Source organism: Streptococcus sp. SPS1 (assembly GCF_030439915.1).
In the GTDB taxonomy this organism is placed as follows: domain Bacteria; phylum Bacillota; class Bacilli; order Lactobacillales; family Streptococcaceae; genus Streptococcus.
Window position 1 is genome coordinate 23,094 of record NZ_JAQFJG010000010.1, and the last position, 14,399, is coordinate 37,492.

The 14,399-nt window shown below is 40.4% G+C and carries 11 protein-coding genes; 10 read left to right on the forward strand and 1 reads right to left on the reverse strand.

All coding sequences use genetic code 11. The features are described 5' to 3' along the window. Nucleotides 1-148: 148 nt before the first annotated feature. Genes dapB through PCY12_RS07865 form a run of 3 tightly spaced genes read left to right on the forward strand, consistent with a single transcriptional unit; the run spans nucleotide 149 to nucleotide 3,980 of the window. Complete coding sequence (dapB, locus tag PCY12_RS07855; protein WP_301352359.1) at nucleotides 149-916, forward strand: 4-hydroxy-tetrahydrodipicolinate reductase; 768 nt, start codon at nucleotides 149-151, stop codon at nucleotides 914-916. After that, the gene (locus PCY12_RS07860) at nucleotides 913-2,112 is read left to right on the forward strand and encodes a CCA tRNA nucleotidyltransferase (RefSeq protein ID WP_301352361.1); all 1,200 of its coding nucleotides are present in this window, start codon (nucleotides 913-915) and stop codon (nucleotides 2,110-2,112) included. The genes dapB and PCY12_RS07860 overlap by 4 nt, the downstream gene beginning before the upstream one ends. Then, nucleotides 2,109-3,980: an ABC-F family ATP-binding cassette domain-containing protein gene (locus PCY12_RS07865; RefSeq protein ID WP_301352363.1), complete on the forward strand. Its 1,872-nt coding sequence runs from the start codon at nucleotides 2,109-2,111 to the stop codon at nucleotides 3,978-3,980. Before PCY12_RS07860 ends, PCY12_RS07865 begins: the two co-directional genes overlap by 4 nt. A gap of 142 nt (nucleotides 3,981-4,122) precedes the next feature. On the opposite strand, the gene mntE is transcribed toward PCY12_RS07865, so the two are convergent. After that, nucleotides 4,123-5,307, reverse strand: coding sequence for a CDF family manganese efflux transporter MntE (gene mntE / locus PCY12_RS07870; protein WP_301352365.1), 1,185 nt, complete (start codon nucleotides 5,305-5,307; stop codon nucleotides 4,123-4,125). 191 nt (nucleotides 5,308-5,498) lie between these two features. Between mntE and PCY12_RS07875 the strand changes: the two genes are divergently transcribed. From PCY12_RS07875 to yaaA, 7 genes are all read left to right on the forward strand, one after another. Then, complete coding sequence (locus tag PCY12_RS07875) at nucleotides 5,499-6,584, forward strand: bifunctional glycosyltransferase family 2/GtrA family protein (protein ID WP_261084673.1); 1,086 nt, start codon at nucleotides 5,499-5,501, stop codon at nucleotides 6,582-6,584. Continuing rightward, nucleotides 6,578-8,197, forward strand: coding sequence for a hypothetical protein (locus tag PCY12_RS07880; RefSeq protein ID WP_301352368.1), 1,620 nt, complete (start codon nucleotides 6,578-6,580; stop codon nucleotides 8,195-8,197). The genes PCY12_RS07875 and PCY12_RS07880 overlap by 7 nt, the downstream gene beginning before the upstream one ends. Before the next feature lie 279 nt (nucleotides 8,198-8,476). Continuing rightward, entirely contained in the window at nucleotides 8,477-11,173 is a 2,697-nt protein-coding gene (locus PCY12_RS07885; protein ID WP_301352370.1) for a cation-translocating P-type ATPase, read from the forward strand. A gap of 113 nt (nucleotides 11,174-11,286) precedes the next feature. Then, nucleotides 11,287-11,697, forward strand: a complete 411-nt coding sequence (locus tag PCY12_RS07890; protein WP_049511961.1) for a peptide deformylase — start codon at nucleotides 11,287-11,289, stop codon at nucleotides 11,695-11,697. A gap of 11 nt (nucleotides 11,698-11,708) precedes the next feature. Next, nucleotides 11,709-13,304, forward strand: a complete 1,596-nt coding sequence (locus PCY12_RS07895) for a hypothetical protein (RefSeq protein ID WP_049511963.1) — start codon at nucleotides 11,709-11,711, stop codon at nucleotides 13,302-13,304. A gap of 65 nt (nucleotides 13,305-13,369) precedes the next feature. Further along, nucleotides 13,370-13,534 carry a YczI family protein gene (locus PCY12_RS07900; protein ID WP_049511965.1) on the forward strand — a complete coding sequence of 55 codons (165 nt, stop codon included), beginning with the start codon at nucleotides 13,370-13,372 and terminating at the stop codon, nucleotides 13,532-13,534. Between the two features lie 78 nt (nucleotides 13,535-13,612). After that, complete coding sequence (gene yaaA, locus PCY12_RS07905) at nucleotides 13,613-14,341, forward strand: peroxide stress protein YaaA (protein WP_000697765.1); 729 nt, start codon at nucleotides 13,613-13,615, stop codon at nucleotides 14,339-14,341. Nucleotides 14,342-14,399 lie beyond the last annotated feature (58 nt).

The following is a 14,399-nucleotide window of genomic DNA, read 5'->3' on the forward strand; positions in this document are numbered from 1 at the left end:
TAGTTAAGAAATCTTGTATCATAGCCATTGAACACGGACTACCTGTCTCTTGAAAAAAGATGCCTGTCTTGCCTTTCGTGGAAAGTCAGCGCCATTCCCTATTTTTCATAGGCAGCTAACGTCCTTTGTATCTTAGACAGGAGTAGAGATGAGTATTCGAGTAATTATTGCCGGTTTTAAGGGAAAGATGGGCCAGGCTGCTTGTCAGATGGTCTTGGCTGATCCAGACTTGGACTTGGTAGCAGTTTTGGATCCTTTTGAGTCTGAGTCAGAATGGCAGGGAATTCCTGTTTTCAAGGATAAGGCTGATTTAGCAGGCTTTGAAGCGGATGTCTGGGTAGATTTTACTACTCCAACTGTTGCCTATGAAAATACACGCTTTGCTCTTGAAAATGGCTTTGCTCCAGTAGTTGGAACGACTGGTTTCACAAGTGAAGAAATTGCAGAGCTAAAAGAATTTTCTCGTGCCCAAGATTTGGGTGGCTTGATTGCTCCTAACTTTGCCTTGGGTGCTGTCTTGCTTATGCAATTTGCGACGCAGGCTGCCAAATATTTCCCAAATGTGGAGATTATCGAGCTCCATCATGACAAGAAAAAGGATGCTCCGAGTGGAACAGCCATTAAAACAGCTGAGTTGATGGCGGAAGTTCGAGAGTCTACTCAGCAAGGTGCGCCTGATGAGGAAGAATTGATTGCAGGTGCCCGTGGTGCTGATTTTGATGGCATGCGCATCCACTCAGTTCGTTTGCCAGGCTTGGTAGCTCATCAGGAAGTCATCTTTGGCAATCAGGGAGAAGGATTGACCCTCCGTCATGACTCCTATGATCGCAGCTCCTTCATGACAGGGGTGAATTTGGGAATTAAAGAAGTTGTCAAGCGTCATGAGCTTGTCTATGGATTAGAACACTTATTATGAGATTAACGCAAATGCCTTCTGAATTTCAGAAGGCTTTACCAGTATTAGAAAAAATTAAAGAAGCAGGCTTTGAAGCCTATTTTGTTGGGGGCTCTGTTCGAGATGCCCTCCTCAATCGTCCCATCCACGATGTGGATATTGCGACGTCTTCCTATCCAGAGGAGACCAAGCAGATTTTTCCGCGAACAGCCGATATCGGAATCGAGCATGGAACCGTCTTGGTTTTAGATGGGGATGAGGAGTATGAGGTAACTACCTTTCGGACAGAAGATGTCTATGTGGACTATCGAAGACCCAGTGCGGTTTCCTTTGTGCGTTCGCTAGAAGAAGACCTCAAACGCCGTGATTTTACAGTCAACGCCTTTGCCTTGGATGAGACAGGAGAAATCATTGACTTGTTTCATGGTTTAGAAGATTTGGAAAAGCAAGTCTTACGAGCGGTTGGTGTAGCTAGTGAGCGTTTCAACGAAGATGCTCTACGGATTATGCGTGGTTTCCGTTTTCAGGCCAGTCTTGGCTTTGAACTTGAGCCAGAAACCTTTAAAGCTATGAAGACTTTGACGCCACTTTTGGAGAAAATTTCTGTGGAGCGTACCTTCGTCGAGTTTGATAAACTCTTGCTGGCTCCATTTTGGAGAAGAGGTTTGGCTTCCATGATTGAGAGTCAAGCTTATGACTATCTCCCTGATATGTCAGCTAGCCAAGACAAGCTTAACAGACTGTTTGATTTGGAGACTGATTTCATCTTTGCATCTTCAGAGCAAGCTTGGGCGGCTCTACTGTGGACTTTGGAGATTGAAAATGCGCAGCCATTTTTGAAGGCTTGGAAGACCTCACGCCAGTTTGCCAAGCAAGTTCAGGATTTACTGACTATTTTGGCCTTGCGTGAAAAGGGAGAATTGAGCAAGCGCGATTGTTATCGCTTTGACTTGGATTTACTTTTACAGGCTGAAAATCTTCGTCAGGCTCAAGGGAAACCAGTCAATCCGCAAGCTATTACAGAAACCTACCAGAGTTTGACAATTCATGATAAGAAAGAAATCCAAATCAACGGTGGTATTTTGATTAAGGAATATGGCTATCAGCCGGGGCCAGACTTGGGAGAGATTTTAACAGAGATTGAGTATGCCATTGTCGATGGAGAATTGGAAAATGACCGTCAAGCCATCCATGCTTACCTGAGGGAGAAAAAATGAGTGATTTTATCGTTGAAAAACTAAGTAAATCCGTCGGTGACAAGACCGTTTTTAAGGATATTTCCTTTATCATCCATGACCTAGACAGAATTGGTTTGATTGGTGTCAATGGAACAGGGAAGACCACCCTTTTAGATGTCCTTTCTGGTGTTTCTGGATTTGATGGGGATGTCAGTCCCTTTTCAGCTAAGAATGATTACCAGATTGGTTACTTGACCCAAGATCCTGATTTTGATGATAGCAAGACGGTCTTGGATACGGTCCTATCCAGCGACCTCAAGGAAATCCAGCTCATTCGTGAGTATGAACTCCTTATGCTAAACTACAGTGAGGACAAGCAGGCGCGTTTGGAACGGGTCATGGCTGAAATGGACTCTCTTCAAGCTTGGGAAATTGAGAGTCAGGTCAAGACCGTTCTCAGCAAGCTGGGGATTCAGGACTTATCCACTCCTGTTGGGGAATTGTCAGGTGGTCTGAGAAGACGGGTCCAGTTGGCGCAAGTTCTTCTTGGTAATCACGACCTCTTGCTGCTGGACGAGCCGACCAACCATCTGGACATTGCGACTATTGAGTGGCTGACCCTCTTTTTGAAAAATTCCAAGAAGACTGTCCTTTTTATCACCCATGATCGCTATTTCCTAGATGCACTGTCAACGCGGATTTTCGAGTTGGATCGAGCTGGATTGACCGAGTATCAAGGCAATTATCAGGACTATGTTCGCCTTAAGGCTGAACAAGATGAGCGCGATGCGGCTCTTCTTCACAAAAAAGAACAACTCTACAAACAAGAATTGGCCTGGATGCGCAGACAACCGCAGGCGCGTGCAACCAAGCAGCAGGCTCGTATCAATCGTTTCCACGACTTGAAGAAAGAAGTCTCAGGTGGCGTTGCTGAAACAGATTTGACCATGAACTTTGAAACCAGTCGGATTGGGAAGAAAGTCATCGAGTTTCAGGATGTTTCTTTTGCCTATGAAAACAAGCCCATTTTGCAAGATTTTAATCTCTTGGTGCAGGTCAAAGATCGTATCGGAATCGTTGGGGACAACGGTGTTGGAAAATCAACCTTACTCAACTTAATTGCAGGAAGTCTTGAGTCAACTAAAGGACAAGTTGTGATTGGGGAAACTGTTCGCATCGCCTATTTCTCTCAACAAATTGAGGGTTTGGATGAAAGCAAGCGTGTGATCAATTACCTGCAGGAAGTGGCAGAAGAGGTCAAGACCAGTGGTGGTTCTACGACTTCCATCGCTGAGTTGCTGGAGCAGTTCCTTTTCCCACGTTCGACGCATGGGACCTTGATTGAGAAATTATCTGGTGGAGAGAAAAAACGTCTTTATCTCCTCAAACTGCTCTTGGAGAAACCAAATGTTCTTCTTTTAGACGAGCCAACCAATGACCTAGATATTGCAACTTTGACAGTCTTAGAGAATTTCTTGCAAGGTTTTGCAGGTCCCGTTTTAACAGTCAGTCACGACCGCTATTTCTTGGATAAGGTAGCGACCAAGATTCTCGCTTTTGAGGATGGCAAGATTCGTCCTTTCTTTGGTCATTACACCGACTATCTTGATGAAAAAGCTTTTGAAACAGATATGGCCAATCAAGTGCAAAAGGCCGAAAAGGAAAAAGTGGTCAAGGTTCGAGAAGACAAGAAACGCATGACCTACCAAGAAAAGCAGGAGTGGGCAAGTATTGAAGGTGATATTGAAACCTTGGAAAAACGTATCGCTGCTATTGAAGAGGAAATGCAGGCTAACGGCTCTGACTTTGGTAAGCTGGCTACTCTCCAAAAAGAATTGGATGAGAAAAATGAAGCACTCCTTGAAAAATACGAACGCTATGAGTATCTCAGTGAATTTGATAGTTAAGACTATTCGAAAATCAAAGTGCAAACTATGTCGGCTTCACATTGCCGACTCAAGTACAGCCTGTGACCGGCTTCCTAATTTGCACTTTGATTTTTATTGAGTATAAAAGAATAGAAAAATCCCGTCTCATGAAAGGATTTCTCTATTCTTTTTTGGTTTCTTGATGAAAGATATTTTGCCAGGTTTCGTGGCGACGCCAGATACTGGTATGGATGATACCATCTAACTCATAGCAGATGAGTTTGGTTTTTTGACTGATGGAAGTAATTTGAATGTCCTTGATAGCAGAATTTAACTCTTTTTTGGTCTTATAAGCCTCTTTATCCATCTGCTCTCCATCTTGGCGAATATAGACAAAATCATCAGCCAAGAGTTCTTCTAGTTGGTTTCCTTGGTCAATCAATTGTTCACGCATAAGCAATTTTTTATAGACATTGTCTAAAATTTCATCCTCAGGGATAGGTGCTGGCTCGATATGGACATCGGTATCAAAGATTCCAAAATGTTCCTCCAGCATAGATTCGACCTGATCCGCAATCTCGTGACTCTCATAAACAGATAAGTCAGGATTCATTTCTAGCGTAATATCAAGGTAAATGTTGCTACCGTAGGTGCGGCCTCTTTGGGACTTAACCTTGCTGATCTTGGGAATTTCCATGATGGCATTTTGATAATCCTCAAGCAGGCGGTCGTCGAAGCCATCTGAAAGGCTAAAGGAAGACTCGATGAAGATATCATAGGCAGTTTTCAAGATAAAGAAAGTGATGATGATAGCGACCAGTTTATCCACAATCGGATAATTGAAACTACTAGCTAGGATGGCAATGGTAGTACCAAGTGAGGTAACAGCATCAGAAAGATTGTCCTTTGCGGCAGCCTTTAGTGCCTTGGAATTGGATTTCTTACTGAGGCGAGTATTGTAGAGATAGACCACAAACATAATCGCTGCAGAAATGATTCCCAGAGTTGCACCAAGAGGATCAATGACCGTTTCTTCACGACTGATAATCTTTTGAATGGTGTCCCTCAGCACATCAAAACCAACATAGAACATGATAATAGAAGTGATCAAGCTAGCCAAATCTTCAATCTTCCAATGACCAAAACGGTGGTCCCGGTCTGCAGGCTGGCGCGCCATCCGAATCCCTATCAAGAGGGCCACATTTCCAATGATGTCCGACACGTTGTTGAAACCATCGGCCACCAAACTGGATGAATGAAGAAGATGGCCAGTAGCCAATTTCGCTGCAGACAAGATCAAATAGGTCGAAATACTGATAATGGCCCCACGTTCAGCTAACTTGAGATTTGAGATAGATTGCTTCATTCAACTTCCTTTCCAGTCACATAGCATTCTACCATTATACTGGTTTTCAAGGGAAAATTCAAATAGGACAGATAAAAGTAAGAAAATATAAAGCAGAAAATGCTTTTTTTTTTTAGGAAACATGATAAAATGATATCTGGAAGTTTATGCTTTTTTATACAAAAATATTAGCAGATACCAAAGGAGATTATATGAAAACATTGATTGTTATTCCTGCCCTAAATCCTCCACTTGATTTGATTCAATACATAGAAAAATTAAGGCAATCTGGGTTAGAAGATATTCTAATTGTAGATGATGGAAGTAGGTCAGAATGTGGTTATATTTTTGAACAACTAAGAGATAAACAAGGATGTCAGATATTAACCCATGCAAAAAATTTAGGAAAGGGTCGTGCCTTAAAAAATGCCTTTAACTATTTTCTGACAATGCCAAATGTAGAAGAATATAACGGGATTGTCACTGCTGATTCGGATGGACAACATAGGGTTGAAGATGTCTTATCTATGGTAGAGACAATTTCTAATTATCCTGACTCACTCATTTTAGGTTGTCGTGATTTTGATTCTGAAAATGTTCCACCAAAAAGTAAATTTGGTAATAAGCTTACAAAATTAGTATTTAAATTGCTTTATGGTAGAAAAATTACAGATACTCAGACTGGACTTCGAGGCTTTCCAAAGGCAATTTTACATGAAATGTTGGAGATTTCAGGTGAACGATTTGAGTATGAAACTAAAATGTTAATCCATACATTTGATAATTCAATTCCCATCAAAGAAATAAGGATTGAAACTATTTACTTTGATGGGAATGCTGAAACTCATTTCAATCCTATTAAAGATTCATTGAGAATTTATAAAGTAATCTTTGCATCATTCTTTAAATATTTGTTATCTTCTCTTTCTTCCTTTTTAGTTGATATTGGATTGTTTCAGTTGTTCCTTTGGCTTTCCCTATCTGTAGGAATTCATAGGGGGGCACTGTTGATTCTATTATCAACTATTTTGGCAAGAATAATTTCATCTTATTTTAATTTTACAATAAATAAGAATTTTGTCTTTGATGGTGAAAAAAGGATTTATAAAACGATTGTGAAATACTATAGCTTGGCTGCTTTCCAAATGTTGTTGTCTGCAGCAATGGTGACAGTTGTTTGGAATATGTTTTCTGGTTCTGAAACAGCTATTAAAATAGTAGTCGATACAATCTTATTTCTCGCCAGTTATCAAGTTCAAAGAAGGTGGGTGTTTAGAGAGAAGGAGTTACCATGCTAATTGTTTTTAGAATGCTCTTATTATTTTTATCAATTTTTGGATATTTCAGTTTTTTTAGATTAAAGACGAAAATAGAAGTTTCTTTTATTCCAGTTGTAGTTTTTTCAGGTATTGGGACAATCATCTTTCTTTCAGGTCTTTTGAATATATTGAAGCTGACCTCGATTGTTCTTTTTTGTATAGGAATCTTTCTGAATAAATATTCTCTTTATTTGATAACTGATAAAAAATATATTCAGCAAATCTTTTGTTTTTTTCTTGCTATGGTATTCTTATTTATCCTTTTAAAAGATAATTTATGGATTCATTATGATAATTTTTCACATTGGGGGATAGTAGCTAAAGAAATTGTAACATATAATCAATTTCCTAATTTTCAATCTGACCTAATACAATTTCAAAGTTATGCGACAGGTAGTGCCAGCTTTATTTACTATATGTCAAAAATTACAGGTCTTCATTCTGAAGGATTTATGAGTGTTGCCCAATCTTGGCTAGTACTTAGTGCATGCTTTACATTTTTTGTATGGATTTCTAGAAATTCGAAAAAGTATAGTATCCCAGTCATAATGTTTATCATACTACTCTTTATAGTAAATATTCAGCCCTATGATTTACTTGTAGATACATTGTTGACATCATTAGCATTGGCTACTATCAACATAATTGTCTTTTATCAAAAGAGTTTACAAAAAATAACTTATCAGCTTAGTTTAATTTTTTTATTTTTGATATCTGTAAAAACAAGTGGTATATTTTTTGTGATTTCTGCACTATTTCTCATGATTTTCTATTCTTTTAGGATGAGAAAAGAATTACGGTTTCATATTTGGTTACAAACATTCTATGTAGTTGTTGGGATTGTCTTTGTAAACATTTTATGGAAAGCACATGTTTCTTATGTTTTTATTGCAGGAAATAAGTCAAAACATTCATTTAGTTTAGTGAGTTATAAGGAGAATTTGTTAGATAAAGGAAAAAGCAAAATAATTGAGATAATGTTTCAATATGCTCAACGAATTTTTTCATTTGATAATATTATTTTAATTTTGCTTGTGTTAATAGGGGGAGTTTTAATCTATTGTATTTTAGCTAAAAAGAAAATATTGGGAATAGAGTTAGTCGTTTTTCCTAGCTTAACTTATATTATTTATCATCTTAATTTGTTAGCTATGTACATTGTATCAATGCCCTATGATGAAGCAAAAAATTTAGATAGTTTCAGTAGATATAATATGACAATTGTATTATTTGTTTTGGGGATTATGGTCATTTATTCTTTAAAATACTCAGTACAGCTTTCTAAATATTTTCTCTATATGCTTTCTATTGTATTGATAGCTGTTGCTTTCATTAATAAAGAGGCATTTAATCAATTTATTACAAGTAAATTTACAGCAGATCGTTATAGAATAGAGGAAAGATTAAAAAGTGTATCCTATAAGAAAGGCATTCCTACAGTAGTTCAAATAAAAAGAAAATCACTATCTAAAGGATATTTATGGTTTCTGTTGCGTTATGACTTGCATACAACAGATGTTACTGTAGACTATCTTGATGAAGAAATTTCGAATAATAGAGAAAGTGTTCAAGTATTAACTATTGATTATTGATGAAATAGCAATGGTTAGTCATGATAGTTTCACTGTCTAAGATGATTCAATTCCTTGAAAATTTTTCAAAATTTGGTATAATAGTACTACTCAAGGGAGTAGCTGGCAGAAACCTGTGATAGTGTCGTCATTCCGAATTTTATACTGAAAAGTATGCTTTCCGGCACTATCTTAAACAGCGAGACTTGTTATGATTAACAGGTCTCTTTTTGTTTGTCGTGAAAATATACGATGAGGAAAAGAGAGTCTGTTTTGCACACAATGTCAAGGAGGAGACACATGTCAAAAGAACAAAAACGCCAAGCGTTTTACACTCAGAGTCCTGAAGAGGTCTTGAAGGCTGTGGATGCGACCGAGCAAGGTTTGTCATCAAGTGAGGCAGAAAAGCGCCTTGCTGAATTTGGCCACAATGAACTCGAAGAAGGCGAGAAACGATCAATCCTAGTCAAATTCATCGAGCAATTTAAGGATTTGATGATTATCATCCTAGTTGCGGCAGCTATTTTGTCAGTCGTGACTTCTGGTGGGGAAGATATCGCAGATGCCATTATCATCTTAGCCGTGGTAATCATCAACGCTGCCTTTGGTGTTTACCAAGAAGGGAAAGCAGAGGAAGCTATCGAAGCCCTCAAATCCATGTCTAGTCCAGCTGCCCGTGTTCTTCGTGATGGGCACATGGCGGAGATTGACTCTAAAGAATTGGTACCAGGTGATATTGTTGCCCTCGAAGCAGGTGATGTAGTACCAGCGGATCTTCGTTTATTAGAAGCTAACTCGCTTAAAATCGAAGAAGCTGCTCTGACAGGTGAGTCTGTGCCAGTCGAAAAAGATTTGACAGTTGAGCTTGCTGCAGATGCTGGTATTGGTGACCGTGTCAATATGGCCTTCCAAAACTCAAATGTGACTTATGGTCGTGGTCTTGGTGTTGTTGTCAATACAGGGATGTACACGGAAGTTGGTCATATTGCTGGCATGCTCCAAGATGCGGATGAGACGGATACACCACTCAAACAAAACTTGAACAACCTTTCTAAGGTTTTGACCTATGCAATCTTGGTCATTGCCCTTGTTACTTTTGTAGTTGGTGTCTTTATCCAAGGGAAAAATCCACTTGGTGAGTTGTTGACTTCTGTTGCCCTTGCCGTTGCAGCCATTCCAGAAGGACTTCCTGCTATCGTTACCATCGTTCTTTCCCTTGGTACTCAAGTTTTGGCCAAACGCCATTCCATCGTTCGTAAGTTGCCAGCAGTAGAAACACTTGGTTCAACAGAAATCATCGCTTCTGATAAGACTGGTACGCTGACCATGAACAAGATGACAGTCGAAAAAGTCTTTTACGATGCGGTCTTACATGACTCAGCTGATGACATTGAACTAGGTCTTGAAATGCCACTTCTTCGTTCAGTTGTTTTGGCCAATGATACGAAAATCGATGTGGAAGGAAACTTGATTGGTGACCCAACCGAAACAGCCTTTATCCAGTATGCCTTGGACAAGGGCTGCGATGTTAAAGGATTTTTAGAGAAATATCCTCGTGTGGCCGAGTTGCCATTTGACTCTGATCGTAAGCTCATGTCAACGGTTCACCCATTGCCAGATGGTCGTTTCCTTGTAGCAGTCAAAGGTGCGCCAGACCAACTTTTGAAACGTTGTGTTCTTCGTGACAAAGCTGGGGATATTGCTCCGATTGATGAGAAGGTTACAAACCTCATCCATACAAACAACTCTGAAATGGCCTACCAAGCCTTGCGTGTCCTTGCAGGTGCTTATAAGATTATCGATAGTATTCCAGAAAACCTTACTTCTGAAGAGCTTGAAAATGATTTAATCTTTACTGGTTTGATTGGGATGATTGACCCTGAACGTCCTGAGGCAGCTGAGGCTGTTCGTGTAGCCAAGGAAGCTGGAATCCGTCCAATCATGATTACGGGAGACCATCAAGATACTGCAGAAGCTATTGCCAAACGTTTGGGAATCATTGATGCAAATGATACAGAAGGCCACGTTTTAACTGGTGCTGAGCTCAATGAACTGTCAGATGAAGACTTTGAAAAAGTAGTTGGTCAATACTCTGTTTATGCCCGCGTGTCTCCAGAGCACAAGGTTCGTATCGTCAAGGCTTGGCAAAAACAAGGCAAAGTCGTTGCCATGACAGGTGATGGTGTCAATGATGCGCCAGCTCTGAAAACAGCCGATATCGGTATCGGTATGGGAATCACTGGTACAGAGGTTTCTAAGGGTGCATCTGACATGATTCTTGCAGATGATAACTTTGCGACTATTATCGTTGCAGTTGAAGAAGGACGTAAGGTCTTCTCAAACATTCAAAAGACTATTCAGTACTTACTTTCTGCCAATACTGCTGAAGTATTAACCATCTTCCTATCAACCTTGTTTGGTTGGGACGTCTTGCTGCCAGTTCATCTCTTGTGGATCAACTTGGTAACGGATACCTTCCCAGCTATCGCTCTAGGTGTTGAACCTGCTGAGCCTGGTGTCATGAATCATAAACCACGTGGACGCAAGGCAAACTTCTTCTCAGGTGGTGTTTTGAGTTCTATCATCTACCAAGGTGTACTCCAAGCAGCTATTGTTATGAGTGTTTATGGCCTTGCAATTGCTTATCCAGTACATGTGGGTGACAATCATGCCATTCATGCTGATGCCCTTACTATGGCCTTTGCAACCCTTGGTTTGATTCAGCTCTTCCATGCCTACAATGTCAAGTCTGTCTACCAATCCATCTTGACAGTTGGCCCATTCAAGTCTAAGACCTTCAACTGGTCCATCTTGGTATCCTTCATCCTTCTCATGGCAACAATCGTCGTAGAACCACTTGAAGGAATCTTCCACGTAACCAAACTAGACTTGTCACAATGGGGAATCGTTATGGGCGGAAGCTTCTCAATGATTATCATCGTCGAAATTGTTAAGTTTGTTCAACGTAAACTCGGTTTTGACAAGAATGCGATTTAAAAAAAGTCATCTTCGGATGGCTTTTTGCTACAGTTGAGGGAAAGGGCTTGCAGTTATCGGCTTTTGTGCTATAATTGCTATAATATAGTAAAAAGTAAGAGGAGTGTGAGGAAGTGGAAAAGAAAATTGTAAAGGATATCTTATTTTTATCTCAGGTATCTCAGCCGGCAAGTCAGGAAGACCTTTATCTTGCCAAAGATTTGCAGGATACACTCTTAGCGAATCGTGAGACCTGTGTTGGTCTGGCTGCCAATATGATTGGAGTGCAGAAGCGCGTGATTATATTTAATCTGGGCTTGGTTCCTGTGGTCATGTTTAACCCAGTGCTCCTGTCCTCAGAAGGACTTTATGAGACAGAAGAAGGCTGTTTGTCCTTGGCTGGGGTTCGACCGACGACCCGCTATGAAACCATAAGGGTTGCCTATCGTGACAGCAAGTGGCAGGAACAGACCATTACCTTGACAGGCTTCCCAGCTCAGATATGCCAGCATGAACTGGATCACTTGGAAGGACGAATCATTTAGGAGGAAAGCAAATGAAACGGATAATCTTTGAACTTATTTTTATCGCAACGACCTGGTATATCTTTTTACCGCCCCTTAACCTGACCAGCTGGGAATTTCTCTTCTTCCTCTGTGGGCATTTGTTAGTTGTGGCAATCTTATTTGGCTTTGGTAAGGGGATAAACCTTGTCAAAACGGTTCATGTGCGCCACGGCAAGGCGGAAGCTGCCTTAAATCTTGAGGGTTTCAAAATCAATCGGTTAGGGAAAGTTCTTTTAGCTTCGATTGGAGGAATTCTTCTCTTAGCAGCCTTGGTTTCCTTGGTGACTTCCAGCATTTTTCAGGCTAAAAATTATGCCAATGTAGTCACGGTTACGGAAAAAGACTTTACTGAATTTCCTAAGACTGACACCAGTAAGGTTCCTATCTTAGATAGAAGTACTGCTGAAAAAATTGGCGACCGCTACTTGGGTTCCCTAACGGATAAGGTGTCGCAGTACGTAGCGGCAGACACCTATACCCAATTGACGATTGATGGGAAGCCTTATCGAGTCACACCACTAGAATATGCAGATCCTATCAAGTGGTTTAACAATCAGGCCAAGGGAATCGGCGAATATATTAAGGTGGACATGGTAACTGGTAATGCGGACTTGGTGGACTTGAAGACACCAATCAAGTATTCGGACTCGGAGTATTTTAACCGCGATGTCAAACGCCACCTGCGCTTGAAGTACCCAACTAAAATCTTCAAGACTCCATCTTTCGAGGTAGACGATGAGGGCAACCCTTTCTATGTAGCAACGGTTTACCAAAAGCAATTTGGACTTGCAGTTCCTCGTCCCGTTTCAGTCATTATCTTGGATGCCACAAATGGAGAAACCAAGGAATACAGCTTGTCAGATGTTCCAGAATGGGTGGACAGGGTTTATCCAGCTGAGGAAACTATTGAGCAAATCAACTACAACGGCAAGTACAAGGATGGTTTCTGGAATGCTATGATTTCCAAGAAAAACGTGACCCAGACTACCAAGGGATATAATTATTTGTCTATCGGTAATGATATTTACCTCTATACAGGTGTGACATCGGCCAATGCAGATGAAAGTAATCTTGGTTTTATCCTTGAAAATATGCGGACAGGAGAAATCACTAAGTACAGTTTGGCTTCTGCGACCGAAGAATCAGCCCGTGAATCAGCCGAAGGTGCTGTTCAGGAGAAATCCTACAAGGCGACCTTCCCAATCCTCATCAACCTCAATGACAAGCCTCTCTACATCATGGGCTTGAAGGACAATGCAGGCTTGGTCAAAGAGTATGCTTTGGTGGACGCAGTCGAGTACCAGAATGTCATCGTAGCTACTACAGTGGAAGAGATGCTCAGCAAGTATGCTAATAAAAACGATCTTGAAATTGACAATGCAACGACAGAAAGCATCAAGGGTGTGGTAGCAGACCTCAAATCAGCTGTTATCAAGGGCGACACCGTCTACTTCTTTAAAGTTGATGGCAAGATTTACAAGGTTAAGGCCTCAGTATCAGATGACCTCCCTTACCTTGAAAATGGTAAAGCTTTCGAAGGTCAAGTAGGAAAAGACAACTATCTCAAGACCTTTAAAGTCCAGTAAAAAAAGGTTTATTTAAGAAATATATGTTATAATAGAGTAAATTAAGACTAATGGAGGACAAAGAAATGGGTTTTTATTTGATGCTTGCTTCAATGCTACTCGGACTGCTCGCTTTGAAGATAGGTTTTTCTCAGTTCAAGGAGAAAAAAGATAAATTCTTATCTATCTTAACAAGTTTAGCTGGGCTAGCCCTTGTTCTCGTGGCTGTCTGGTTAGGATGGCCCAAATAAATAGAGAAACCTCGGTCAAATCGAGGTTTTTCAGATGAATTTCTTGGTAGTGACAAAAAAATATGCTACACTATCAATATGAAAATTTTAATCCCAACAGCAAAAGAAATGAACACAGATTTGCCAAGTATTGAAGCCGCTCCTTTAAAACCAGAAAGTCAGGCTGTGCTGGATGCCTTGGCCCTCTATTCTACTAGTCAATTGGAGAGTTTTTACAAGGTATCAGCTGAGAAGGCTGCGGAAGAATTTCAACATATCCAAGCTTTGAAAAGGCAAACTGCTCAACACTACCCAGCCTTGAAACTTTTTGATGGGCTCATGTATCGCCATATCAAGCGAGACAAATTGACCGAGGCGGAACAAGCCTATCTTGAAAATCATGTCTTTATTACTTCGGCTTTGTACGGTGTTGTTCCAGCCTTGTCACCTATGGCACCTCACCGTTTGGATTTTTTGATGAAATTAAAAGTCGCTGGTAAGACTTTGAAGAACCATTGGAAGGCAGTCTATGATGAAGCTGTGACGCAGGAAGAAGTGATTTTCTCTCTCTTGTCGTCCGAGTTTGAGACGGTATTTTCTAAGGAAATTAGAGAAAAGATGGTGACCTTCAAATTCATGGAGGATAGAGGTGGTCAGCTGAAAATTCATTCAACTATTTCCAAGAAAGCGCGTGGTGCTTTCCTGACAGCCCTGATAGAAAATCAAGTACAGACGGTCGATGAAGCTCGTCGCTTAAGTTTTGCGGGATTTAACTACCGAGAAGATTTGTCACAGCCACAGGAATTGGTTTTTGTAAAGGAAGTATGAAAAGATATTTTGTATTTGACAATATGTATCATCAGCTATTTTAGTTTATAAATGAGAA